This window comes from Pseudomonas sp. zbq_18 (assembly GCF_043102245.1).
GTDB lineage: Bacteria > Pseudomonadota > Gammaproteobacteria > Pseudomonadales > Pseudomonadaceae > Aquipseudomonas.
Genome location: NZ_JBICIT010000018.1, coordinates 37693 through 60051, shown reverse-complemented (window position 1 = coordinate 60051; position 22359 = coordinate 37693). Strand labels below are relative to the sequence as shown.

General features: G+C 64.5%; 24 protein-coding genes and 1 pseudogene. 5 read left to right on the top strand and 20 right to left on the bottom strand.

From position 1 onward, the window contains the following. Positions 1–50 precede the first annotated feature (50 nt). Together pip and dtd are read left to right on the top strand one after the other, a co-directional pair. On the top strand, positions 51–1022 hold the full coding sequence (gene pip / locus ACF8C6_RS14860; RefSeq protein ID WP_392499990.1) for a prolyl aminopeptidase: 972 nt from the start codon (positions 51–53) through the stop codon (positions 1020–1022). Then, on the top strand, positions 1019–1456 hold the full coding sequence (gene dtd, locus ACF8C6_RS14855) for a D-aminoacyl-tRNA deacylase (RefSeq protein WP_392499989.1): 438 nt from the start codon (positions 1019–1021) through the stop codon (positions 1454–1456). The genes pip and dtd overlap by 4 nt, the downstream gene beginning before the upstream one ends. Positions 1457–1507: 51 nt before the next feature. Here dtd and ACF8C6_RS14850 read toward each other — a convergent pair whose 3' ends face one another. From ACF8C6_RS14850 to ubiE, 10 genes and pseudogenes are all read right to left on the bottom strand, one after another. Beyond that, positions 1508–1918 carry a UPF0158 family protein gene (locus ACF8C6_RS14850; RefSeq protein WP_392499988.1) on the bottom strand — a complete coding sequence of 137 codons (411 nt, stop codon included), beginning with the start codon at positions 1916–1918 and terminating at the stop codon, positions 1508–1510. Between the two features lie 50 nt (positions 1919–1968). Next, positions 1969–2676: a 16S rRNA (uracil(1498)-N(3))-methyltransferase gene (locus ACF8C6_RS14845; protein ID WP_392499987.1), complete on the bottom strand. Its 708-nt coding sequence runs from the start codon at positions 2674–2676 to the stop codon at positions 1969–1971. Next, on the bottom strand, positions 2673–3452 hold the full coding sequence (gene tatC, locus ACF8C6_RS14840) for a twin-arginine translocase subunit TatC (RefSeq protein WP_392499986.1): 780 nt from the start codon (positions 3450–3452) through the stop codon (positions 2673–2675). Before tatC ends, ACF8C6_RS14845 begins: the two co-directional genes overlap by 4 nt. 73 nt (positions 3453–3525) lie before the next feature. Beyond that, positions 3526–3751: pseudogene (gene tatB / locus ACF8C6_RS14835) on the bottom strand (Sec-independent protein translocase protein TatB); the annotation flags it as partial. Positions 3752–3755: 4 nt separating this feature from the next. Then, positions 3756–3992, bottom strand: a complete 237-nt coding sequence (gene tatA, locus ACF8C6_RS14830) for a twin-arginine translocase TatA/TatE family subunit (protein WP_392499985.1) — start codon at positions 3990–3992, stop codon at positions 3756–3758. A 24-nt stretch (positions 3993–4016) separates the two neighbouring features. Further along, positions 4017–4349: a phosphoribosyl-ATP diphosphatase gene (locus ACF8C6_RS14825; protein ID WP_392499984.1), complete on the bottom strand. Its 333-nt coding sequence runs from the start codon at positions 4347–4349 to the stop codon at positions 4017–4019. Further along, positions 4342–4740, bottom strand: a complete 399-nt coding sequence (gene hisI / locus ACF8C6_RS14820) for a phosphoribosyl-AMP cyclohydrolase (RefSeq protein WP_392499983.1) — start codon at positions 4738–4740, stop codon at positions 4342–4344. Before hisI ends, ACF8C6_RS14825 begins: the two co-directional genes overlap by 8 nt. A 59-nt stretch (positions 4741–4799) precedes the next feature. Next, positions 4800–6389 carry a ubiquinone biosynthesis regulatory protein kinase UbiB gene (ubiB, locus tag ACF8C6_RS14815; RefSeq protein ID WP_392499982.1) on the bottom strand — a complete coding sequence of 530 codons (1590 nt, stop codon included), beginning with the start codon at positions 6387–6389 and terminating at the stop codon, positions 4800–4802. Continuing rightward, the gene (locus ACF8C6_RS14810) at positions 6386–7000 is read right to left on the bottom strand and encodes an SCP2 domain-containing protein (RefSeq protein ID WP_392499981.1); all 615 of its coding nucleotides are present in this window, start codon (positions 6998–7000) and stop codon (positions 6386–6388) included. The genes ubiB and ACF8C6_RS14810 overlap by 4 nt, the downstream gene beginning before the upstream one ends. Then, positions 7000–7770, bottom strand: coding sequence for a bifunctional demethylmenaquinone methyltransferase/2-methoxy-6-polyprenyl-1,4-benzoquinol methylase UbiE (gene ubiE / locus ACF8C6_RS14805; RefSeq protein WP_392499980.1), 771 nt, complete (start codon positions 7768–7770; stop codon positions 7000–7002). The genes ACF8C6_RS14810 and ubiE overlap by 1 nt, the downstream gene beginning before the upstream one ends. 114 nt (positions 7771–7884) lie before the next feature. Between ubiE and ACF8C6_RS14800 the strand changes: the two genes are divergently transcribed. The 3 genes from ACF8C6_RS14800 to ACF8C6_RS14790 all read left to right on the top strand — a co-directional run bounded on the left by ACF8C6_RS14800 (position 7885) and on the right by ACF8C6_RS14790 (position 9517). Beyond that, positions 7885–8163: a polyhydroxyalkanoic acid system family protein gene (locus ACF8C6_RS14800; protein WP_277688320.1), complete on the top strand. Its 279-nt coding sequence runs from the start codon at positions 7885–7887 to the stop codon at positions 8161–8163. 108 nt (positions 8164–8271) lie between these two features. Further along, positions 8272–8718, top strand: coding sequence for a phasin family protein (locus tag ACF8C6_RS14795; protein ID WP_277688321.1), 447 nt, complete (start codon positions 8272–8274; stop codon positions 8716–8718). 10 nt (positions 8719–8728) lie between these two features. Further along, the gene (locus tag ACF8C6_RS14790) at positions 8729–9517 is read left to right on the top strand and encodes a phasin family protein (protein ID WP_277688322.1); all 789 of its coding nucleotides are present in this window, start codon (positions 8729–8731) and stop codon (positions 9515–9517) included. Positions 9518–9581: 64 nt separating this feature from the next. On the opposite strand, the gene ACF8C6_RS14785 is transcribed toward ACF8C6_RS14790, so the two are convergent. The 10 genes from ACF8C6_RS14785 to ACF8C6_RS14740 all read right to left on the bottom strand — a co-directional run bounded on the left by ACF8C6_RS14785 (position 9582) and on the right by ACF8C6_RS14740 (position 22316). Continuing rightward, positions 9582–10193 carry a TetR/AcrR family transcriptional regulator gene (locus tag ACF8C6_RS14785; protein WP_277688323.1) on the bottom strand — a complete coding sequence of 204 codons (612 nt, stop codon included), beginning with the start codon at positions 10191–10193 and terminating at the stop codon, positions 9582–9584. A gap of 69 nt (positions 10194–10262) precedes the next feature. Then, on the bottom strand, positions 10263–11945 hold the full coding sequence (phaC, locus tag ACF8C6_RS14780; protein WP_277688324.1) for a class II poly(R)-hydroxyalkanoic acid synthase: 1683 nt from the start codon (positions 11943–11945) through the stop codon (positions 10263–10265). A 156-nt stretch (positions 11946–12101) separates the two neighbouring features. Continuing rightward, positions 12102–12959: a poly(3-hydroxyalkanoate) depolymerase gene (phaZ, locus tag ACF8C6_RS14775; RefSeq protein ID WP_277688325.1), complete on the bottom strand. Its 858-nt coding sequence runs from the start codon at positions 12957–12959 to the stop codon at positions 12102–12104. Between the two features lie 175 nt (positions 12960–13134). Further along, a complete protein-coding gene (phaC, locus tag ACF8C6_RS14770; protein WP_392499979.1) occupies positions 13135–14814 on the bottom strand; it encodes a class II poly(R)-hydroxyalkanoic acid synthase in 1680 nt (559 codons plus the stop codon). A 303-nt stretch (positions 14815–15117) separates the two neighbouring features. Next, positions 15118–15489, bottom strand: coding sequence for a DUF971 domain-containing protein (locus ACF8C6_RS14765; protein ID WP_277688327.1), 372 nt, complete (start codon positions 15487–15489; stop codon positions 15118–15120). 56 nt (positions 15490–15545) lie between these two features. Next, on the bottom strand, positions 15546–16886 hold the full coding sequence (gene hslU / locus ACF8C6_RS14760) for an HslU--HslV peptidase ATPase subunit (protein ID WP_392499978.1): 1341 nt from the start codon (positions 16884–16886) through the stop codon (positions 15546–15548). Positions 16887–16913: 27 nt separating this feature from the next. Next, entirely contained in the window at positions 16914–17444 is a 531-nt protein-coding gene (hslV, locus tag ACF8C6_RS14755) for an ATP-dependent protease subunit HslV (RefSeq protein ID WP_277688329.1), read from the bottom strand. Positions 17445–17539: 95 nt separating this feature from the next. Next, positions 17540–18211 carry an SPOR domain-containing protein gene (locus tag ACF8C6_RS14750; RefSeq protein WP_277688330.1) on the bottom strand — a complete coding sequence of 224 codons (672 nt, stop codon included), beginning with the start codon at positions 18209–18211 and terminating at the stop codon, positions 17540–17542. Continuing rightward, positions 18212–19951, bottom strand: coding sequence for an arginine--tRNA ligase (gene argS, locus ACF8C6_RS14745; protein ID WP_392499977.1), 1740 nt, complete (start codon positions 19949–19951; stop codon positions 18212–18214). Positions 19952–20096: 145 nt separating this feature from the next. Beyond that, complete coding sequence (locus ACF8C6_RS14740; RefSeq protein ID WP_392499976.1) at positions 20097–22316, bottom strand: primosomal protein N'; 2220 nt, start codon at positions 22314–22316, stop codon at positions 20097–20099. Positions 22317–22359 lie beyond the last annotated feature (43 nt).

Sequence of the window (22359 nt, the reverse complement as noted above, 5' to 3'; positions counted from 1 at the left end):
GGAGGCCCGGCCGCCCAAAAGGAACTTACGCACAGACTCGGGAGTGCGCCATGCTGACTTTGTATCCGGAGATCAAACCCTATGCCCGCCACGAACTGGCGGTGCAGGAGCCGCATGTCCTGTATGTGGATGAAAGTGGCTCTGCGGATGGCCTGCCGGTGGTCTTCGTGCATGGCGGTCCCGGTGCCGGCTGTGATGCGGCGAGCCGTCGCTACTTCGACCCCAATCTGTATCGCATCGTCACCTTCGACCAGCGGGGTTGTGGCCGCTCCACGCCGCATGCCAGCTTGGAGAACAACACGACCCAGGCGCTGATCGCCGACATGGAGCGCATTCGCGAGCATCTGGGCATCGACAAGTGGGTACTGTTCGGCGGCTCCTGGGGCTCGACCCTGAGCCTGGCCTATGCCCAGGCCCACCCTGAGCGCGTGCTTGGCCTGATCCTGCGCGGCATCTTCCTCTGCCGGCCGCAGGAGATCAGTTGGTTCTACCAGGAAGGAGCCAGTCGACTGTTTCCCGACTACTGGGAAGACTACCTCGCGCCGATTCCCGCCGAAGAGCGTGGCGACCTGGTGCAGGCCTTCTACAAGCGCCTCACCGGGCCGGACCAGATTGCCCAGATGCACGCGGCCAAAGCCTGGTCGACCTGGGAGGGGCGCACCGCCACACTGCGTCCCAATCCCCAGGTGGTCGACCGTTTCAGCGAGCCGCACCGGGCGCTGTCGATTGCCCGTATCGAGTGCCATTACTTCGTCAACAACGCCTTCCTCGCAGAGGATCAGTTGCTGCGTGACATGGCGAAGATCGCCCATCTGCCGGGTGTCATCGTGCACGGTCGCTATGACGTGATCTGCCCGCTGGACAACGCCTGGGCACTGCACCGGGCCTGGCCCAATAGCGAGCTGCAGATCATTCGCGATGCCGGTCACGCCGCGGCCGAGCCGGGTATCACCGATGCCTTGGTCCGTGCCGCCGATCAGATGGCCCGACGCCTGCTCGAACTGCCGCCGGAAGACGCATGAAGCTGCTGATCCAGCGGGTGCGCCGCGCGCGCGTAGAGGTGGCTGGCGAAGTTGTTGGGGCCATCGACCAGGGCTTGCTGGCGCTGGTCGGTATCGAGCCGCAGGACACGCCGGCGAGCATCGCCAAGGGCCTGAAACGCATGCTGGCCTATCGGGTATTCAGCGATGCCGAGGGCAAGATGAACCTGTCGCTCAGCGACGTGAACGGTGGTTTGCTGCTGGTCTCGCAGTTCACCCTGGCCGCCGATACTCGCAGTGGCCTGCGCCCAAGTTTCTCCACGGCGGCGCCGCCGGCCCAGGGCGCCGAGCTGTTCGAGCACCTGGTGAAACTGGCCCGCGAGCAGCACCCGCAGGTTGCCACTGGGCGGTTTGGCGCCGATATGCAGGTGCATCTGGTCAACGATGGGCCGGTGACCTTTCTGCTTGAAGTCTGAGTCCGTAGCCCGGATGCAATCCGGGGCGGCACTTCCCGGGTTGCATCCGGGCTACTTCGGTTCCAGCTGGTTGTCCGCCAGCCAGTCCAGCGCCAGGTCGCGCAGGCGCTCATGCTCATACAGCTGCCAGGCTGCACGTACCCTGGGGAACCGGTGCAGGGCATTGAGAAAGGCGCGCTGCTGGCGGCGCTCGGCCATGGCAGCGGTCAGCGCGGCATAGGCGTCGGGGTCGACCACTTCGCAGAGGAAGTCCTCCATCAACGCAAGGTGCTCGACGTTGCTCAACGGCTCCAGCGCCAGCAGACGCTCGGGCTCCTCCGCCAGCAGGCGTTCGATCTCCGGGTCTTCGCCGGCCGGAGGGATATCCAGCAGACGGCCGCTGAGCAGGTCGAGGCGAAAGTCGCCCTGCTGCTTGGTCAGGGCACTGGCCAGGTGATCGAGATCGATGGTCAGGGGACGCATGACAAACTCCGCAGCGGCTGGCGAGTCCTCAGGCTATGCCGAGCCGTGTTTCAGAACAAGCGCGCCAGCAGTGCGGGTACCGCGGTTTCCACCCGCAGGATGCGCTCGCCGAGTTGCACTGGCTGCAGACCGGCCTCCTGCAGCTTCTCGACCTCATAGGGTATCCAGCCGCCTTCCGGGCCGATGGCCAGGGTCACCGGCTGCGCGACATTGCGCGGGCAGGTGGGGAAGTCGCCGGGGTGGCCGACCAGGCCGAGCGTGTCGCCGACCATGGCTGGCAGATGATCCTCGACGAAGGGTTTGAAGCGCTTCTCGATCAGGACTTCGGGCAGCACCGTGTCGCGGGCCTGCTCCAGGCCCAGGATCAGCTGCTCGCGGATGGCCTCAGAGCTGAGGAAGGGGGTTTGCCAGAAGCTTTTCTCAACGCGGTAGCTGTTCAGTAGCACCAGGCGCGGCACGCCCATGGCGGCAATGGTCTGCAGGGTGCGCTTGAGCATCTTTGGTCGCGGCAGGGCCAGCAGCAGGGTCAGCGGCAGTTTGGTCGGTGGCGGCTGGTCCAGTTCTACCTGCAGTTCGGCGTGTTGCGCATCCAGCGTCAGCAGGGTGCCGCGCCCCATCAGGCCGCCGATGTGACCAACACGCAGGGTGTCGCCGTTCTCGGCACCGTGCACCTCATGCAGGTGCTTGAGGCGCCGCCCGCTGAGCACGGCACGATCCGCCGCGACGAAGTCGGCGTCTTCCAGTAGCAGCAGGTTCATGGCAAAGGCGCGGGCGGCTGATCGTCCGGTTCGGCTTCATGTTCGCTGCGCTTGCGCACCAGGCTGCCGAACAGCAGCCCGGATTCGAACAACAGCCACATGGGCACGGCCAGCAGGGTCTGCGAGAACACGTCCGGCGGAGTCAGCACCATGCCCACCACGAAGCAGCCGACCACTACGTAGGGGCGGCTCTTGCGCAGGGTGGCGACGTCGACGATGCCGACCCAGATCAGCAGGAAGGTGGCCACCGGAATCTCGAAGGCCACGCCGAAGGCGAAGAACAGGGTGAGGACGAAGTCCAGGTACTGGCCGATGTCGGTCATCATCGCCACGCCCTCGGGGGTCACGCTGGCGAAGAAACCGAACATGATGGGGAACACCACGAAGTAGGCGAAGGCCATGCCGCCGTAGAACAGGAAGATGCTGGAAATCAGCAGCGGGATGGCGATGCGTTTCTCGTGCTGGTACAGGCCTGGCGCGATGAAGCCCCAGATCTGTTGCAGGATTACCGGCATGCTGAGGAACAGTGCTACCACCAGGGTCAGCTTAAATGGCGTCAGGAAAGGCGAGGCCACGCCGGTGGCGATCATGGTCGCGCCTTCCGGCAGGTAGGCGCGCAGTGGCGCGGCGACCAGGGCGTAGATGTCCTGGGCGAAGTAGAACAGCCCGCCGAAGATGATCAGCACGGCGATCACGCAGCGCAGGATGCGATTGCGCAACTCGGTGAGGTGCGCAACCAGGGGCATTTCCTGGTCGTCGGAGGAAGTCGCGCTCATGGCTGGCTGGTCTTGTCCTGGGAGGGCGGCGTTGCGTCGGCGCTAGGCTTGGTTTCCGGCTGGATGCTCTGCTTCATTTCGCGCTCCAGTTCGAGGATGCGTTCATTGTGCAGCTGGCGGCGAATTTCATCGGCGCCGATCTCGCGTTCCACTTCGCTCTTGATGTTGTTGAAGCTGCGCTTGAGCCGACCGATCCACAGGCCGGCCATGCGCGCGGCCACCGGCAGGCGCTCGGGGCCGAGCACCAGCAGGGCGATCAGGCCGACCAGCAGCAGTTCGGAAAAACCGACGTCGAACATGGTGTCAGTCTTTCTTTACCGGCTCTTCGACCTTGTGCACTTCGGCCTGGTAGGTCTGGCCCTTGGGCTCCTCTACCGCCGGCTTGCTCTCCTCCTCGCCCTGGTTCATCGACTTGCGAAAGCCCTTGATGGCATCGCCCAGGTCCGAACCCAGGCCCTTGAGGCGCTTGGTGCCGAACAGCATGACGATGATGAGCAGGATGATCAGGAGTTGCCAGATGCTGATGCCGCCGATACCCATGGGGAAGTCTCCGCTGAGGTGTGATCAGGATTGTGGGCGTGCGGCTTTTTCCGCATGCCCGGAGAGGCCGAAACGACGATCCAGTTCGTCCAGCACGGCCTGCGGATGCTGGCCGAGAGCGGCGAGCATGACCAGGCTGTGGAACCACAGGTCCGCGGTTTCGTAGATCAGGTCGCTGCAGTCGCCGCTTGTGGCGGCGTCCTTGGCGGCGAGGATGGTTTCCACCGACTCTTCGCCGACCTTTTCCAGGATCTTGTTCAGCCCCTTGTGGTACAGGCTGGCCACATAGGAGCTGTCCGGCGCCGCGCCTTTGCGCGACTCCAGCACCTCGGCCAGGCGGGTGAGGGTGTCACTCATGTTTGTGCCCTTGGTAGATGGCGTGCGGGTCTTTGAGTACGGGGTCGACCGTCTGCCAGGCGCCGTTCTCGTAGAGCCGGTAGAAGCAGCTTTCGCGGCCGGTGTGGCAGGCGATGCCGCCCAGCTGCTCGACCTGCAGGATGATCACGTCGGCATCGCAGTCCAGGCGCAGTTCGTGCAGTTTCTGCACATGGCCGGACTCCTCGCCCTTGCGCCACAGCTTGCCGCGCGAACGTGACCAGTAGATGGCACGGCCCTCGCTGGCGGTCAGGGCCAGGGCCTCGCGGTTCATCCAGGCCATCATCAGCACGCGGCCGGTCTGGTGGTCCTGGGCGATGGCCGGTACCAGGCCGTCTTCGTTCCAGTTGATGTCGTCGAGCCAGTTAGTCATTGCGTGGCGCTAAGTCGGTGGTAATAACGGTCTAGTGTGCCAGCCGCGGCCGGCACTGGCTATCGGCGCAGGATCAGCAGCAGGCCGGCGCCCAGGCTGAGCCAGGCGCTCCAGGCTGCCGGGGCCAGCAGCAAACCCTGGCTGACGCCGGCCGCGATCAGCCCCGCGCCGAGCAGGCGCCATGGCCAGTTGCTGGTGGGGGCTTCATGCTGCGGTTGGCTGGCGCGTGGTTGATTGAGCCTTTCCAGGGTGTCGCGGGCCATCTGCGACAGGTGCGGCACCTGCTCGGCCTGCTGCTGCAGGTTGCGCAGCAGGTGCAGCGGGCTGACCCGCTCGCGCATCCAGCGTTCGAGGAAGGGCTGGGCGGTGCTCCACAGGTCCAGGTCCGGGTACAGCTGGCGGCCCAGGCCTTCGATATTGAGCAGGGTCTTCTGCAGCAGCACCAGCTGCGGCTGCACTTCCATGTTGAAGCGGCGCGCGGTCTGGAACAGGCGCAGCAGCAGCTGGCCGAAGGAGATGTCCTTCAGCGGCTTCTCGAAGATCGGCTCGCATACGGTGCGGATCGCCGCTTCGAACTCGTTGACCTTGGTTTCCGCCGGCACCCAGCCGGAGTCGATGTGCAGTTGGGCGACGCGGCGGTAGTCACGCTTGAAGAAGGCGATCAGGTTGCGTGCCAGGTAGTCCTGGTCTTCGGGCGTGAGGCTGCCGACGATGCCGCAGTCGATGGCGATGTACTGCGGGCTCCACGGCGTGCGCGTGGCGACGAAGATGTTGCCCGGGTGCATGTCGGCGTGGAAGAAGCTGTCGCGGAACACCTGGGTGAAGAAAATCTCCACGCCACGCTCGGCCAGCAGTTTCATGTTGGTGCGCTGGTCGGCCAGGGTGTCGAGGTCGGTCACCGGCACGCCGTAGATGCGCTCCATCACCAGCACCTTGTGCCGGCACCAGTCCCAGTACACTTGCGGCACGTAGAGCAGCGGCGAATCCTGGAAATTGCGCCGCAGCTGGCTGGCATTGGCCGCCTCGCGCAGCAGGTCGAGCTCGTCGTAGATGGTTTTCTCGTAGTCGCTGACCACTTCCACCGGGCGCAGGCGGCGGGCGTCCGCCGAGGCCTTCTCGGCCATGCGCGCGGCAAGAAACAGCCAGGCGATATCCGAGCGGATGATTGGCTTGAGGCCCGGGCGGATGACCTTGACCACCACTTCCTCACCGCTCTTCAGTTGCGCGGCGTGGACCTGAGCGATGGAGGCAGAGGCCAACGGCGCCACGTCGAAGCGGGCAAACACCTCGCTGACCTTGGCACCGAGCTGCTCCTCGATACGCGCGACCGCATGCTGCGGATCGAAGGGTGGAACCTGATCCTGCAGGCGCGCCAGTTCATCGGCGATGTCCGGCGGCAGCAGGTCGCGGCGGGTGGACAGCAACTGGCCGAACTTGATGAAGATTGGCCCCAGGTCTTCCAGGGCCAGGCGTAGGGCGGCGCCGCGGTTCAATTGCTGTGGCTTGCGCGGCAGCCAGCGCCAGGGCAGGGCGAAGCGCAGGACGCGCATCCAGGCCGGCAGGGGTAGAGTCAGCAGCAGATCGTCCAGGCGGTAGCGGACGACCACACGCAGAATGCGCAACAGGCGGCGAGTGGCGAGCAGCTTCATGCTTTCTTGTTCATGTCTTGGGCGAGGCGCTCGATGCGGGCATCGAGGCGGTCGAGGGCGAGCTTGAGGTCATCCAGTTCGGCGAAGCGGGCCTGAGCCTCGCGCTCGCCGACCAGGCTGCGCGATTCTTCAGCCAGGTAATCGGCCAGGGTCTGGCGCAGGCTGTCGACACTGTCACTGGCCCAGTTCACCCGACTGCGCAGGTGGCCGGCGAGCAGCTGGCTGCCCACCGGGCCGAGCCAGCGCGACAGTTCATATTCCCAGTCCAGCTCCAGATCCTGAAGGATGCCTGCCAGTTCCAGCAGTACGGCGCTATCGCCTTCCAGCTGCACTTCCGGACGATGCAGGATGGCGGTCTTGTCCTTGGCCAGCGCCAGTTTCAGCAGGCTGCTGGCCGGGGCACGCAACACGCAGTCGGCGCCTTCCCAGTGGCTGGCCAGTTGCAGGCCTTCGCTGCTGGGCAGGATAAATAGTTTGAGGGCAGGGCTCTGGCAGTCGACTTCGATCAGCTTGCCTTCCAGCCGGGCCAGACGCGGCAATGCGGTGCTGTCCATCCGCAGCACGCGATTGAGGCCGAGTTCGACGCCGGCTAAAAGCCCGCTCAGCAGCATCAGGGTTTGATACCGCGATGCAGGGCGACGATGCCGCCGGTCATGTTGTGGAAGGTCACGCGCTCGAAACCGGCCTCGACCATCATGGCCTTGAGGGTCTCCTGATCCGGGTGCATGCGGATCGACTCGGCCAGGTAGCGGTAGCTCTCGGAGTCGTTGGTGATCAGCTTGCCGGCCAGCGGCATGAAGCTGAACGAATAGGTGTCGTAGGCCTTGGCCAGCAATGGGTTGCCCGGTTTGGAAAATTCCAGGACCAGCAGGCGACCGCCTGGCTTGAGTACGCGCAGCATGGAGCGTAGGGCGTTTTCCTTGCGCGTCACGTTACGCAGGCCGAAAGCGATGGTGACCACGTCGAAGTGGTTGTCCGGGAAGGGCAGCGCCTCGGCGTCGGCCTGAACGAACTGCACGTTGCCGGCCACGCCCTTGTCCAGCAGGCGATCACGGCCGACCTTGAGCATCGAATCGTTGATGTCGGCCAGCACCACCTCGCCGCTCGGGCCGACCAGGCTGGAGAACTTGCGGGTGAGATCGCCGGTGCCGCCGGCGATATCCAGCACGCGATTGCCTGGGCGCACACCGGACAGCTCGATGGTGAAACGCTTCCAAAGGCGATGCAGGCCGCCGGAGAGCACGTCGTTCATCAGGTCGTACTTGGCCGCCACCGAGTGGAAAACTTCGGCAACCTTGTCCGCCTTCTGGCTTTCCGGCACATCCTGGAAGCCAAAGTGGGTGGTCTTTTCCTGCTCTGGGTTTTGCCGAGGGTCGTTCATGTCGCGGGCACCTGAATCGAAGTGGCGGCCATTCTAAACCCGCGGCCTGTCTTTGTCTTGGCACTGGGCGGAGCTGTTATAGTCGCGTGACATCAGGTCGCAGCTGGAGTCAGCATGAGTCGCATCACCGTCGAGCGTTCCCATTCCCTTGGTCTTGCCGTCGCTCGCGACAAGGCCGAAGCGCTGGCTCAACGCCTGGCCAGCGAGTACGACGTGAAGTACCGCTGGAGCGGCGACACGCTGGAGTTCAAGCGCAGTGGCGCCGATGGGCAGATTGCGGTCGCTGCCGACAGTGTGCGGGTGGAGCTCAAGCTGGGGCTGCTGCTCTCGGCGCTGGGTGGCACCATCAAGCGCGAGATTGAGCAGACCCTCGACAAGCACCTCAAGGCCTGAAGCCGCGAGGTGCGTACCCTAGTATGTGATTTCTAATTTTTCCCACTACCTTGCGCTCAAGCCCTGGCAAAGGGCGAACCCAACATCACTGTGAGCGTGAGGTGCACCATGGCCACTAAAGCCGCCGTCAAGAAGAAAGTCGAAGCCGTTGAAAGCAAAGCCGCTGTTCTGAGCGACGTGAAGGTCTACGCCCGCAAGGTCTGGCTGGCCGGTCTGGGTGCCTATGCCAAGGCCGGTGCCGAAGGCGCCGAGTACTTCAAGGAGCTGGTCAAGGCCGGCGAAGGCGTCGAGAAACAGGGCAAGAAGCTGGTGAACGAGCAGGTCGAGGCCGCCAACAGCCAGATCGAAAGCCAGCTCAGCGGTGTGAAGAGCCGCGTTGCCGAAGTGAAGGGCAAGGCCGAAGTGCAGCTCGACAAGATCGAGAAGGCCTTCGACTCGCGCGTAGCGTCCGCCCTGAACCGCCTGGGTATTCCTTCCAAACAGGACGTTGAGGCACTCTCTGCTAAGCTCGATGAGTTGAATGCGTTGCTTGAGCGAGTGGCCCGTACCCAATAAGGAGAGCAGGATGGCAGTCAAGAAACCTACCGCAGCAAAACCGGCGGCAAAACCGACAGCGAAGAAGTCGGTTGCCAAGAAGGAAAGCAGTTCCTGGATCGGCGAGATCGAGAAGTACTCGCGGCAGATCTGGCTGGCCGGCCTCGGCGCCTATTCCAAGATCAGCAGCGACGGCAACAAGCTGTTCGACGGTCTGGTCAAGGATGGCGAGAAGGCCGAGAAGAAGGCCAAGACCGAAGTCGACAAGCAACTCGACGTGGTCAAGTCCAGCGTCGGCACCACCGTTGGCACCGCCAAGTCCAAGGTCGATGAGGTCAAGGGCAAGGCCATGGGCAAGTGGGGTGAGCTGGAAGAGGCTTTCGACAAGCGTCTGAACAGTGCCATCTCGCGTCTGGGCGTGCCGAGCCGCAATGAGGTGAAGGCGCTGCAGACCAAGGTCGACAGCCTGACCAAGCAGATCGAAAAGCTCACCGGCGTTTCGGTCAAGTCGGTCAAGCCTGCCGCCAAACCTGCGGTCAAAGCCGCCGCTAAACCTGCTGCGAAGCCTGCGGCAAAACCCGCTGCCAAAGCAGTAGCTAAGCCTGCGGTAAAACCGGCTGCCAAGCCTGCCGCGAAGCCAGCGGCCAAAGCTGCGGCGAAACCCGCTGCCAAGCCTGCGGCCAAACCCGCAGCCAAGAAGCCTGCAGCGAAGAAACCGGCCGCTGCCAAGCCTGCTGCGCCGGCTCCAGCAGCGGCTTCGGCAACTCCAGCTGCGCCGGCTCCGGCGGCTGCCCCGGCTACGCCTGCTACATCGTCCTGATTCAAACGGGACAAAAAAACGCCCGGCCTAGTGCCGGGCGTTTTTCATTTCGGGCTTTGGGGACTCATTCGAGATAGCGCTGTGCCAACTGCTCGGCAGCTTGCCGGGCATCTTCGCTCAGGTGTGGGGCAACCAGCATCATTACCTGGAAGACCACCAGGCGACTCTCGCCCTGGACGCCAATGATGCGTTGGTAATCGAGGGAGAACAGCAGCGTCAGTGTGATCTGTTCGACCAGTTGGCCAAGGGCTGCGGTATCGCTACGCAGCTGATTGTGAGTTTTAAGGCGCGCCAGCAGGCTGGCCAGGGTGCGTTTGAGCTGGTTGAGCCACAGGCGAATGCCACGGGCCAGCTTGGGCAAGCGGCCAGCCAGGTTGGAGAGATCCTGGAACAGGAAGCGGTATTGCGCCAGGCGCTCGACGATCAGGTGGAGGAACAGCCAGTAGTCTTCCGCGCCCAGATCGACATCATCGGGCGGGTCGAGCAGTGGCGCCAGTTCGGCCTGGAAGCGCTCGAACAATTCGAGGATCAACGGCTCCTTGCCGTGGAAGTGGTAATAGAGATTGCCTGGGCTGATGCCCATCTCGGTGGCGATCTCCAGGGTGGAGACATTGGGCTCGCCCTGCTCGTTGAATAGCTGCAGGGCGCATTGCAGGATGCGGTCGCGCGTCTTCATTCCGTGATCTTGTTATGGCCGCAGGAGCGCTGACGATAACTGGCCGGGGCGAAACCCGGCCAGTGTTTTCTAGCGCACGTGCACGTAGGTGCCGGGGGAGGCTTCCATGGCTGGGTACTGTTTGTTGCCCACACTGAATACACTCTCGCGCTGTTCGCCAGAGTGCTGCTGAATCCATTCCAGCCACTGTGGCCACCAACTGCCGGTCTTCTTTTCGGCGTCGTGATACCAGGCACGTGGATCGCTGGTCAGCTTGCCGTTCTCGAAGTAGGTGGCCTTGGGGTTGCCCGGCGGGTTGAGGATGCTCTGGATATGCCCGCTATTGGACAGCACGAAGCGGCGGTTGCCGCCGAGCAGCAGGGCTGAGCGGTAGACCGAGTCCCAGGGGGTGATGTGGTCGTTGATGCCGGCCACGCTGAAACTGTCGGTGTTGACCTTGGACAGGTCGATCGGCGTACCGCAGATTTCCATGCCGCCGCTGCGCGTCAGCGGGTTGTGCTTGAACAGGTCGAGCAGGTCGCCGTGCAGCGCGGCGGGCAGGCGGGTGTTGTCGTTGTTCCAGTAGAGGATGTCGAAGGCCGGCGGTTCCTTGCCCATCAGGTAGTTGTTGACCCAGTAGTTCCAGATCAGGTCGTTAGGGCGCATCCAGGCGAACACCCGGGCCATGTCGCCGCCGTCCAGTACGCCGCTCTGGTAGGAGCGGCGTTTGGCCGACTCCAGGGTCTGCTCATCGGCGAACAGCATCGCCGGGCTTTCCACCTGGGCATCCATCAGGCTGACCAGATAAGTGGCGCAGCCGACCTTGCGCAGCTGGCGCTTGGCCTGCAGGTGACCTTGCAGGGCGGCGATGGTCAGACCGCCGGCACAGGCGCCCAGCAGGTTGACCTCCTTGCTGCCGGTGATGGCACGGCAGACGTCACTGGCTTCCTCCACCGCCTGCACATAGCTGGACAGCCCCCACTCACGATGGCGAGCATCCGGATTGCGCCAGCTGATCATGAATACCTGCAGGTCGTTCTTCAGGCAGTACTGGATGAAGCTCTTCTCCGGCGACAGGTCGAAGATGTAGAACTTGTTGATCTGCGGCGGCACCATCAGCAGAGGCACGGCGTACTGCTTTTCGCTCATCGGCTTGTAGTGGATCAGCTCGAACATCTCGCAGCGGAACACCACCGATCCGGGCGTCATCGCCAGGTTGCCGCCAACTTCGAAGGCGCGCCTGTCCACCTGCTGTGGCATGCCACCGTTGTGCAGCAGGTCATCGAGCAGATGGCGGGCACCGCGCAGCACGCTGGTACCACCGCTGTTGAACAGCTCCTTGAGTGCCAGCGGATTGAGCAGGGTGTTGGACGGAGCGAACGCGTCGTTGAGCAGGGAGAACAGGAAATGTGCGCGGGTGCGGTCGTCCGGCGACAGGTCGCTCTCGTCGATCCAGGCCTTGAGCTGGCGCTGCCAGGCCAGGTAGGCCTGCAGGCTGCGCCGGTAGAAGGGGTTGAGCTGCCAGGTGGGGTCGCTGAAGCGGCTGTCCTGCGGGTTGGGCTGGTAGGGGGTGTCGCCGAGCATCACGCGGCCGAGCTGCTTGCCGAAGGCCAGCAGATGACGTGTGCTGTGCACCGGTTGGCGCAGGCCCTGAAAGGCCAGGGTGCGCAAGGTGGAGAACAGATCACGTCCGCGCACGCCGACCATGGCGCTTTGCGCGTTCATGAAGTTTGCGGGTACCGGTAATGATCCTGATGCAGTCTTTTCACGCATGGGGCAGGCTCCGTCGTCAAACTGTCATAGGCATGACAGCAAGGCTTGTACCAAGGCGCGCCGGGGTGCATTCCAGACTGCCGCGCAAAATCTCTTCCGTGACCGGCGGGCCTCGCTTTGGGGCGAGCCTGCCGGAGTAGCACTACAGTTGTGCGATCAGTGGCTGCGTGCGGGCATCGGTTGTGGATGCATGACGGCGCGCTGCCGCTCCTCCTGAAGGAAAGTCATGATGATCGGCGCCACGGCTTCGGCGCGGGTCACGAGGAACAGGTGACCATCGTCGATCACATGCAGCTCCGCATTGGGAATACGCCAGGCCAGCAGGCGCATGTTGACCAGCGGGATGATCGGATCGTCGTCGCCGGCCAGCACCAAGGTGGGCTGACGGATGCGATGCAGCCAGTGGATGCTGGTCCAGCCGAGGCCGGCGAACAGCTGCCAGTAGTAGCCCATCTTGCCGCCTGAGCGCACCTTGCTGGCATGTGACAGCGCCAGCTTGGGGTCGCGGCGGAAGGCGCCGCCGTAGATATCCGGAGCGATGTGTACGCCATAGGACGGCTGGATGTAGCGTCGCGGGCTGGCCATGCGCCAGAGCACCTTGGGCTTGCCCGGCACCATTACGGCGCCGGCCGAGGTGGCGGCCAGCACCAGTTTCTTGCAGCGCTCGGGATAGTCGTGGGCGAACTGCTGGGCCAGTGCACCACCCCAGGACACGCCGATGGCATTGACCTGGCCGTAGTCGAGGTAGTCGAGCATGCGCGCGGCCAGCTTGGCCAGGCCGGGGAAACGATACGGCGTGCTTGGCGTTGAGGAGCCGCCGACCCCGGGCACGTCGAAGGCGATCACTTCCAGATCCGGGTCGAGTGCCGAGACGAAAGGCATCACCAACTCCAGGTTGGCACCGATGCCATTGAAGATCAGCAGCGGTGGCAGGCTGCTATTGCCCGGGCGAACTGCGGTACGGATGATCTGGCCATCCAGTTCGATGCTACGGAATGCAAATGGTTGCGACATGCGCTAGGCCCTATACATGGATCCGTGGAGAGCGGCCGTCCGCGGCCGCGCGCCAATCTCCCGCCGTGGCGGGCACGCGCCGGACGCCTGGGCGCCGGAGCGTGTGCGGCACATCCGGGTGCCGCGGGGCAGTACTGCGCAAGGTGCAGCGTTGCTGTTGTTGTCCGAGCGCCTGTCAGCGCTCGTGCACATAGGTGCCCGGAGCGGCTTCGCCTTCCGGATGTTTCTTGTTGCCCAGGCTGGCGGGCGCTTTCTTCAGTTTGCCGGAGCGCTCGGTCAGCCATTGCTGCCAATGCAGCCACCAGGAGTCGGCATGTTTGGTGGCGTTCTCCTGCCACTCACGGGCATTGGCGGCCGGCTCGCTATTGGTATTGAAGCGCGCCTTGGGGTTGCCCGGCGGGTTGAGGATGCTCTGGATGTGGCCGCTGTTGGACAGCACGAACTCGACCTTGCCGCCGAACAGCAGGGATGACTTGTAACAGGCCTCCCAGGGCGTGATGTGGTCGGTGGTGCCGGCCACGCAGTAGATGTCGCTGGTGACCTGCTTGAGGTCGATGGGCGTGCCGCAGACTTCCAGGGCATTGGGCCGGGTCAGCGGGTTGGTCTTGAACAATTCGATCAGGTCGCCGTGCAGGGCGGCCGGCAGGCGCGTGGTGTCGTTGTTCCAGTAGAGGATGTCGAATACCGGCGGCTCGTTGCCCAGCAGGTAGTTGTTGACCCAGTAGTTCCAGATCAGGTCGTTGGGTCGCATCCAGGCGAACACCTTGGCCATGTCTTTACCCTCCAGAACGCCGGTCTGGTACGAGCGGCGTTTGGCGGCTTCCAGTGTCTTCTCGTCGGCGAACAGGGCGACCTGGGTGTCCAGCTTGGTGTCCAGCACGCTGACCAGCAGGGTCAGGGCGTTGACCTTCTTCTCGCCAATGGCGGCGTAGTGGCCGAGCAGCGAGGCGGTGGTGATACCGCCGGAGCAGGCGCCGAGCATGTTGACGTCCTTGCTGCCGGTAATGTCGCTGACCACGTCGATGGCTTCCTTGAGTGCCTCGATGTAGGTCGACAGGCCCCACTCGCGCTGGGCCTTGGTCGGGTTGCGCCAGCTCACCACGAAGGTCTGTACATGGCTGCGCAGCAGGAAGCGCGCCACGCTTTTCTCCGGCGACAGGTCGAAGACGTAGAACTTGTTGATCTGCGGAGGCACCACCAGCAGCGGGCGCTCATGGACCTGCTCGGTGGTCGGCTTGTACTGGATCAGCTCCAGCAGGTCGTTGCGGAACACCACGGCACCTTCGCTGGTGGCCAGGTTCTTGCCGACCTCGAAGGCGTCCATGTTGACCTGGCTGGGCATGCCGCCGTTGTTGATGATGTCCTTGGCCAGGTGGGAGAGGCCGTCGAGCAGGCTCTTGCCGCCGGTCTCGAAGAAGCGTTTCACCGCCGCCGGGTTGGCCATGCTGTTGGTCGGGGCCATGGCCTCGGTCATCAGGTTGATGACGAAGTGGCCGCGGCTGGTGTCCTGGTCGGTGAGGTTGCTGTCCTCGATCCAGTCGTGCAGTTCCTTGCGCCAGGCCAGGTAGGTTTGCAGGTAGCGGCGATACAGCGGGTTTTGCGACCAGGCCGGGTCGGCGAAGCGTCGATCGCCGTCTTCCGGGGTCAGCTCTGATTGGCCGAGCATCACGCGCTTGAGTTCGAGGGCAAAGTGGGTTGCGTGCTTGGCGCTGTGCAAAGGCTGCTTGATGGCTTGGGCCAGCACCATGCGGGCAGAGGTCAGTAGATCCTTGCCGCGCAAGCCGATCACCGGGTTCAACCCCAAGGTGTTTTCCGAGGCTTGGCGATGCAGGTCTTCATTGTTCTTCTGGGTCATCTACAACACTCCATTGTCCAGAGACGAATACCAACTGCAGCTGTGCAACGCGGACACAGGGCGAAGGGCTGGTACTGCTCGGGTTACCGGGTGCGGAATACTTCCGCGCTTTCTTCGCATCTAGCGCTGCTAAATGCATGGAACCTGCCAGTTCCTTGGTTACCCGAGTTTCCATTTTTGCGCAAGCTCGCCGATGCAGGCTGCAAGCGGGCGCGAGTATGCCGGGCGCGATTAGAAAATGCGCTCTAGGTATGAAGGGAATATTGCGCGAGGCTCTGGCTTAGGCGTTTGGCCAGGGGAGGGTTAAAGCATCAGGCGAACTACGGATTCGTCCGGGTCGCGGGATTTGCCGGCGGCGGCCAGTTCGGCCAGATAGTCGGCCCACAGCGCGTCCTGGCGGGTGGCGAGCTGGTAGAGGTAGTCCCAGGTGTACAGGCCACTGTCGTGGCCATCGTCGAAGCACAATTTCAGTGCATAGTTGCCAGCGGGCTCGATCCGCTCCAGGCCGACCTTGAGTTTGCCGGTCTGCAGGATAGGTTTGCCGTGGCCCTGCACCTCGGCCGAGGGCGAATGCACACGCAGGAACTCGGCACTCAGCGAGTAGCTCTGCTCGCCGTAGCGCAGCTCCAGGGTCTTTGACAGCTTGTGCAGTTTGATCGCGCTGGGCGTGGGCATGTTCGGTTCCGCTTGCGGTGAAACAGCCCGGATCGCTCCGGGCTGGTAGTGCCTGATTACAGGATATAGCGCGACAGGTCTTCGTCCTTGGCCAGCTCGCCGAGGTGGCCGTTGACGTAGGCGGCGTCGATGCGAATCGGCTCGCCGTTCTGCTGGCCCGCCAGGTCGCCGGCACTGAAGGAGACTTCCTCCAGCAGGCGTTCGAGCAGGGTGTGCAGGCGTCGGGCGCCGATGTTCTCGGTCTTCTCGTTGACCTGCCAGGCAATCTCGGCGATGCGCTGAATGCCGTCCGGCGCGAACTCGATGTTCAGCCCTTCGGTCTTGAGCAGCTCACGGTACTGCTCGGTGAGCGCCGCATGTGGCTCGGTGAGGATGCGTTCGAAGTCCTGCGGCGACAGGGCCTTGAGCTCGACGCGAATCGGCAGGCGGCCCTGCAGCTCGGGCACCAGATCGCTGGGCTTGGACAGGTGGAAGGCGCCGGAGGCGATGAACAGGATGTGGTCGGTCTTGACCATGCCCAGCTTGGTGTTGACCGTGCAGCCTTCGATCAGCGGCAGCAGGTCGCGCTGCACGCCTTCGCGGGAGACATCGGCGCCGCCGACATTGCCGCGCTTGGCGACCTTGTCGATCTCGTCGATGAACACGATGCCGTGCTGCTCCACTGCTTCCAGGGCACGGGCCTTGAGTTCTTCCTCGTTGACCAGGCGCGCGGCCTCTTCGTCGCGAATCAGCTTGAGCGCGTCCTTGACCTTGAGCTTGCGGGTCTTCTTCTTGCCCTTGTTGAGGCCGGAGAACAGGCTCTGCAGCTGGTTGGTCATCTCCTCCATGCCCGGTGGCGACATGATCTCGACGCCGACCGGTGTGTCGGAAACTTCGATGTCGATTTCCTTGTCGTCCAGCTGGCCTTCGCGCAGGCGCTTGCGGAACAGCTGGCGGGTGTTGGAGTCCTGGCTCGGTGCCGGGTCTTCGTTGAAGCCGGCGCGCGCCGGCGGCAGCAGGGCGTCGAGGATTCGCTCCTCGGCGGCGTCCTCGGCGCGGTGGCGCATCTTCTGCACTTCCTGCTCGCGCAGCAGTTTCAGGGCGGCGTCGGCCAGGTCGCGGATGATCGACTCGACATCACGGCCGACATAGCCGACCTCGGTGAATTTGGTCGCTTCAACTTTCAGGAACGGGGCGTTGGCCAGCTTGGCCAGGCGACGGGCGATCTCGGTCTTGCCGACGCCTGTCGGGCCGATCATCAGAATGTTCTTCGGCGTCACTTCCTGGCGCAGCTCGGCCGGCAGCTGCATGCGCCGCCAGCGGTTGCGCAGGGCGATGGCCACGGCGCGCTTGGCGTCGTCCTGGCCGATGATGTGGCGGTTGAGCTCGGAAACGATCTCGCGGGGTGTCATGGACATGCAGCGATACTCCAACGGAAGCCGCGCTTATTCAGCGCAGTCTTCTTCCTCGATAGTCAGGTTCTGGTTAGTGAAGACACAGATGGAGCCGGCAATGTTCAACGCGGTTTCGGTGATTTCACGGGCAGACAGTTCGGTTTTCTGCAGCAGGGCCAGGGCGGCGGCCTGGGCGAAACCGCCGCCGGAGCCCATGGCGATCAGGCCGTGTTCGGGTTCGACCACGTCGCCGTTGCCGGTGATGATCAGCGAGGCGTCCTTGTTGGCCACTGCCAGCATGGCTTCCAGGCGGCTCAGGCTGCGGTCGGTGCGCCAGTCCTTGGCCAGCTCGACGGCGGCGCGGATCAGGTGGCCCTGGTGTTTTTCCAGTTGGCCTTCGAAGCGCTCGAACAGGGTAAAGGCGTCGGCGGTGGCGCCGGCGAAGCCGGCCAGCACCTGGCCGTGGTACAGGCGCCGGACTTTCTTGGCGTTGCCTTTCATCACGGTGTTGCCGAGGGAAACCTGGCCGTCGCCGCCCATGACGACTTTGCCGTTGCGGCGGACTGAAACGATGGTGGTCAAAGGTGAATCTCCACGCAGCGGGGCGAAGTGCCCGAATGGAGAATCAGATGGGGGAGCCTGCCCGGCTTTTCAACCGGGCAAGGGCAGATCGCGGATCAACGGACCTGGCGTTGCTGTAACAGCAGGTTGCTGAAGCCGCTGCCGGCCAGCTGTTTCTGCGCACCGCCAAGCTGCTCGCGGCTGGCGAAGGGGCCGACCAGCACGCGGTGCCAGGTTTCCTCACGCACCTTGCCGGACTCCACTTGCACGTTCTGGCCGAGCAGGAGGATCTGCGCGCGCACCTTGTCGGCGTCTTCGCGCTTGCGGAACGAGCCGGCCTGGAGGAAGTACTGGGTGGTCAGCGGTGCCTGGGCTACCACGGGCGGGGGCGGCGGCGTTTCGCCATTGAGCGCGGCCTGGGCGCGTGCGGCGTCGATCTTCGCCGCCTCCTCGGGCGTTACCGGCTTCTGCGCAGGCGGTTTGGGCGTATCGGGTATCGCCTCCGGCGGCACGATGACCTCGGACTCCGGCAGCAGGGTGTAGAAGTCGTACTTGGGCTTGTTCGCCTCGGGCTGGGCCTGCGGCTTTTGTTGTACGGTCTTCTTGGCCTGTTCGGGCTTGGCGCGCTTCACCTCGTCGCGGCCCGGCTCCAGGCTGAACAGGAACATGAAGAAACCGCCGATGACTAGGCCGCACGCCAGCCATACCCAGCCGGGCACGGGTTTCTTCGCGGGGGCCTGGTAACGGCTGGCGCCGCGCTTGGGAGCCGGCTTCTTCTTCGCCGCCACTTACATGCGCTCCAGGGTCGGCAGGCCGAGCAGTTCCAGACCCTGTTTGAGGGTGCGGCCAGTAAGGGCAGCCAGGCGCAGGCGGCTCTGCTGGGTGGCTTCGTCCTCGGCGGCGAGGATCGGGCAGTTCTCGTAGAAGCTGGAGAACAGCCCGGCCAGGTCGTACAGGTAGGCGCACAGCTGGTGTGGTTCGCCCTTGCTGGCGACGTTGCCCAGGGTGTCGGCGAACTGCGCCAGCTTGCCGGCCAGGGCCTGCTCCTGCGGCGCCTCGATGCGGATCTGGCCGCCGATCTGGCTGACGTCCTTGCCCAGCTTGCGGAACACGCTGGCCACACGGGTGTAGGCGTACAGCAGGTAGGGTGCGGTGTTGCCCTCGAAACTCAGCATCAGCTCGAAGTTGAAGCGGTAGTCGCTGGTGCGGTGTTTGGACAGGTCGGCGTATTTCACCGAGGCGATACCGACCACGCGGGCGATCTGGCGCAGCTCGTCTTCACCCAGCTCCGGATTCTTCTCCTTGACCAGGGCGTAGGCGCGCTGCTCGGCCTCGTCGAGCAGTTCGACCAGCTTTACGGTGCCGCCGTCGCGGGTCTTGAAGGGCTTGCCGTCCGGGCCGTTCATGGTGCCGAAGCCCATGTGCTCCAGCTCCATGCTCGCCGGCACGAAGCCGGCCAGGCGCGCGCAGGCGAAGACCATCTGGAAGTGCAGGGCCTGGCGCTGGTCGACGAAGTACAGGGCGCGGTCGGCCTTGAGTACATTGGCGCGGTAGCGGGTGGCGGCCAGGTCGGTGGTGGCATACAGATAGCCGCCGCCGGCCTTCTGCACGATCAGCGGCAGCGGGTTGCCCTCGGCGTTCTTGAACTCGTCCATGAACACGCACTGGGCGCCGTTGTCCTCGGTCAGCAGACCCTTGGCGGCGAGGTCGGCGATGACGTTGGCCAGGTCATCGTTGTAGGCGCTCTCGCCCTTGACGTCGGCCATCGACAGCTTGACCCCGAGACGGTCGTAGAGGGCCTGGCAGTGGCTCAGCGAGATGTCATTGAAGCGGTGCCACAGACGCATGCACTCGGCATCGCCGGCCTGCAGCTCGACGACCAGCTGGCGGGCGCGCTCGGCGAACTCGGCGCTGTCGTCGAAGCGCTTCTTGGCAGCGCGGTAGAAACCTTCGAGGTCGGCCAGCTCGCTCTCGGCTGCGGCCGGATTTTCCTGCATGTAGGCCAGCAGCATGCCGAACTGGGTGCCCCAGTCGCCCACGTGGTTCTGGCGGATCACTTCGTCGCCGAGGAACTCCAGCACGCGTGCCACGCCGTCACCGATGATGGTCGAGCGCAGGTGACCGACGTGCATTTCCTTGGCCAGGTTAGGCGCGGAGAGGTCGACCACCACGCGCTGCGCCGCGCCATTCTTGCTGACGCCGAGCTTGGCGTCGGCCAGCGCTGCCTCCAGGCGTTGGGCCAGGGCGTCGCTGTTCTGGAAGAAGTTGAGAAAGCCCGGGCCGGCGATTTCCACCTTGCTGATGCCGGCATCGCTCGGCATCGCGGCGACCAGCTTCTCGGCCAGGTCGCGCGGCTTCATGCCGGCCGGCTTGGCCAGCATCATGGCGATGTTGCTGGCGAAGTCACCGTTGCTCTTGTCCTTGGTGTTCTCCACCTGAATGGTCGGCGTCAGGCCCTCGGGCAGCACACCGTCGGCGGTGAGGCGGGTCAGGGCTTGCTGGATCAGGTGGCGAATAGTGTCTTTCATGGTCTGCTCGGTCGGCCGCGGCTGGTCGAAAACTGCGCATTATAGAGGTAGCCATCGACGGCTAGCCACCGGCATGCGGAGCCGTTCCCTTCGTAGCCCGGATGCATCCGGGGTAGGTCATCCCGAATTGCATTCGGGCTACGCCTCAGAACAGATCGATGGGGTCGACATCCAGTGACCAGCGCACCGCGCGGCCTTCAGGCATGGCTTCGAGTATTGGCAGCCAGTGCGCCAGCAGCTTGTGCAGGGCCGCGCGGCTGCTGCCCTGCAACAGCAACTGCGCGCGAAAGCGACCAGCCCGGCGTTCCATGGGCGCCGGAACCGGGCCAAGCAATTCGATGCCGGCGAGTTTCTGCTCATCGCGCAACTGTTCGGCGTAGGTGCAGGCTAGGTCGAGAAAGGCTTCGGCCTGGCCTGGCTTGTGCGCTTCGCCACGCAACAGGGCCAGATGAGAGAAGGGTGGCAACCCCGCGCTGCGGCGCTCACTCAGGGCCTGCTCTGCGAAGGCCGGGTAGCCCTGCTCGGTCAGTTGCACCAGCAGCGGGTGGTCGGCCATGTGGCTTTGTACGATCACCTTGCCTGCTTCCTCGGCGCGCCCGGCACGCCCGGCGACCTGCACGATCAACTGGGCCATGCGCTCGCTGGCGCGGAAGTCGGCGGAGAACAGCCCGCCGTCGGCGTCGAGGATGGCGACCAGGGTGACGCGGGGGAAGTGGTGGCCCTTGGCGAGCATCTGGGTGCCGACCAGGATGCACGGCTCGCCCTTGTTGATGGTGGCGAACAACTTGTCCATGGCGCCCTTGCGCGCCGTGGTGTCGCGGTCGATACGCAGCACCGGGAACTGCGGAAAGAGGATACCCAGGCGCTCCTCGGCGCGTTCGGTGCCGGCGCCGACCGGGCGCAGGTCGACCTTCTGGCAGTCCGGGCAGTTACGCGGAGGCCGTTCGACATGGCCGCAGTGGTGGCAGCGCAGCTCGTGGTGGCGCTGGTGCAGGGTCATGCGCGCGTCGCAGCGCGGACACTGGCTGATCCAGCCGCAGTCGTGGCACAGCAGGGTGGGGGCGAAGCCACGCCGATTGAGGAACACCAGTACCTGCTGGCCAGCCTCCAGGGTCTGGCGAATGGCCTGTTGCAGCGGGCCGGAGATGCCGGAATCGAGCGGCAGGCTCTTCACGTCCAGGCGCAGGAAGCGCGGCGGCTGGGCGTTGCCGGCGCGCTGGCCGAGCTTGAGCAGGGCGTAGCGCCCGGCGTGGGCGTTATGCAGGCTTTCCAGTGACGGCGTGGCGGAGCCGAGCACGATCGGCAGGTTTTCCTGGCGTGCGCGCACCAGGGCCAGATCACGGGCGTGGTAGCGCAGGCCTTCCTGCTGTTTATAGGAGGCGTCGTGTTCCTCGTCGACGATGATCAGGCCCGGGTTTTTCATCGGCGTGAACAGCGCCGAGCGGGTGCCGATGATGATATCGGCCTCGCCGTCGCGGGCGGCCAGCCAGGCATCCAGGCGTTCGCGGTCGTTGACCCCGGAATGCAGCAGGGCGATGCGCGCATTGAAGCGGCGGGCAAAGCGCTCCACGGTCTGCGGCCCCAGGTTGATCTCGGGGATCAGCACCAGGGCCTGCTGGCCGGCCTCCAGGCAGTGACGGATCAGCTGCAGGTAAACTTCGGTCTTGCCGCTACCGGTCACGCCGTGGAGCAGGTAAGCGCCGAACTCGCCCATGCCGGACTGCACGGCATTGAAGGCGGCACGCTGTTCGGCATTGAGCGGCAGCTCCGGCTGCGCCAGCCAGCCGCCGTGGCGCTGCAGCGGCGCGCTGCGGCGCACCTCGACGCGGGCCAGGCCCTTGTCCAGTAGCAGGTCGAGACTGTCCTTGTTCAGTTGCAGCTTGCTCAGCAGGCTGTGCGCCACACCATGCTGGTGCTGGGCCAGGGCGCGCAGGGCCTCGCGTTGGCGTGGCGCGCGTGCCAGGCGAGGGTCTTCCGGGCTGGCGCCTTCGCAGGCGTGCCAGTAGCGCTCCTGGCGTGCTTCAGCTGGTTCGCCCTGGCGCAATAGTACCGGCAGGGCCCAGCTCAGGGTGTCGCCGAGGCTGTGCTGGTAGTACTGAGCGGTCCATAGACATAGCTTGAACAGCGGTGCCGGTAGCGGCGGGGTGCGATCGAGCAGGTCCAGGGCCGGCTTGAGCTTGTCTCTCGGCACATCGGTGGTCTGCGCTAGCGCCACCAGCACGCCGATCACCTGGCGGTTGCCGAACGGCACACGCAGGCGCATGCCTGGCTGCAGCGCGGCACGCGGCACGCCTGCTGGCGCCAGGTAGTCGAACAGGCGGCGCAAGGGCGAGGGCAAGGCGAGGCGCAGGATGGTGTCAGGCACGGCGGGCTCCGGAAGCGAAGGCGCGATGCTAGCACGGCCGCAC

Excerpts from the sequence above, each read along its gene's own strand:
- pip (WP_392499990.1), top strand. The coding sequence starts at position 51 with ATGCTGACTTTGTATCCGGAGATCAAACCCTATGCCCGCCACGAACTG.
- dtd (WP_392499989.1), top strand. The coding sequence starts at position 1,019 with ATGAAGCTGCTGATCCAGCGGGTGCGCCGCGCGCGCGTAGAGGTGGCT.
- ACF8C6_RS14850 (WP_392499988.1), bottom strand. The coding sequence starts at position 1,918 with ATGCGTCCCCTGACCATCGATCTCGATCACCTGGCCAGTGCCCTGACC.
- ACF8C6_RS14845 (WP_392499987.1), bottom strand. The coding sequence starts at position 2,676 with ATGAACCTGCTGCTACTGGAAGACGCCGACTTCGTCGCGGCGGATCGT.
- tatC (WP_392499986.1), bottom strand. The coding sequence starts at position 3,452 with ATGAGCGCGACTTCCTCCGACGACCAGGAAATGCCCCTGGTTGCGCAC.
- tatA (WP_392499985.1), bottom strand. The coding sequence starts at position 3,992 with ATGGGTATCGGCGGCATCAGCATCTGGCAACTCCTGATCATCCTGCTC.
- ACF8C6_RS14825 (WP_392499984.1), bottom strand. The coding sequence starts at position 4,349 with ATGAGTGACACCCTCACCCGCCTGGCCGAGGTGCTGGAGTCGCGCAAA.
- hisI (WP_392499983.1), bottom strand. The coding sequence starts at position 4,740 with ATGACTAACTGGCTCGACGACATCAACTGGAACGAAGACGGCCTGGTA.
- ubiB (WP_392499982.1), bottom strand. The coding sequence starts at position 6,389 with ATGAAGCTGCTCGCCACTCGCCGCCTGTTGCGCATTCTGCGTGTGGTC.
- ACF8C6_RS14810 (WP_392499981.1), bottom strand. The coding sequence starts at position 7,000 with ATGCTGCTGAGCGGGCTTTTAGCCGGCGTCGAACTCGGCCTCAATCGC.
- ubiE (WP_392499980.1), bottom strand. The coding sequence starts at position 7,770 with ATGAACGACCCTCGGCAAAACCCAGAGCAGGAAAAGACCACCCACTTT.
- ACF8C6_RS14800 (WP_277688320.1), top strand. The coding sequence starts at position 7,885 with ATGAGTCGCATCACCGTCGAGCGTTCCCATTCCCTTGGTCTTGCCGTC.
- ACF8C6_RS14795 (WP_277688321.1), top strand. The coding sequence starts at position 8,272 with ATGGCCACTAAAGCCGCCGTCAAGAAGAAAGTCGAAGCCGTTGAAAGC.
- ACF8C6_RS14790 (WP_277688322.1), top strand. The coding sequence starts at position 8,729 with ATGGCAGTCAAGAAACCTACCGCAGCAAAACCGGCGGCAAAACCGACA.
- ACF8C6_RS14785 (WP_277688323.1), bottom strand. The coding sequence starts at position 10,193 with ATGAAGACGCGCGACCGCATCCTGCAATGCGCCCTGCAGCTATTCAAC.
- phaC (WP_277688324.1), bottom strand. The coding sequence starts at position 11,945 with ATGCGTGAAAAGACTGCATCAGGATCATTACCGGTACCCGCAAACTTC.
- phaZ (WP_277688325.1), bottom strand. The coding sequence starts at position 12,959 with ATGTCGCAACCATTTGCATTCCGTAGCATCGAACTGGATGGCCAGATC.
- phaC (WP_392499979.1), bottom strand. The coding sequence starts at position 14,814 with ATGACCCAGAAGAACAATGAAGACCTGCATCGCCAAGCCTCGGAAAAC.
- ACF8C6_RS14765 (WP_277688327.1), bottom strand. The coding sequence starts at position 15,489 with ATGCCCACGCCCAGCGCGATCAAACTGCACAAGCTGTCAAAGACCCTG.
- hslU (WP_392499978.1), bottom strand. The coding sequence starts at position 16,886 with ATGTCCATGACACCCCGCGAGATCGTTTCCGAGCTCAACCGCCACATC.
- argS (WP_392499977.1), bottom strand. The coding sequence starts at position 19,951 with ATGAAAGACACTATTCGCCACCTGATCCAGCAAGCCCTGACCCGCCTC.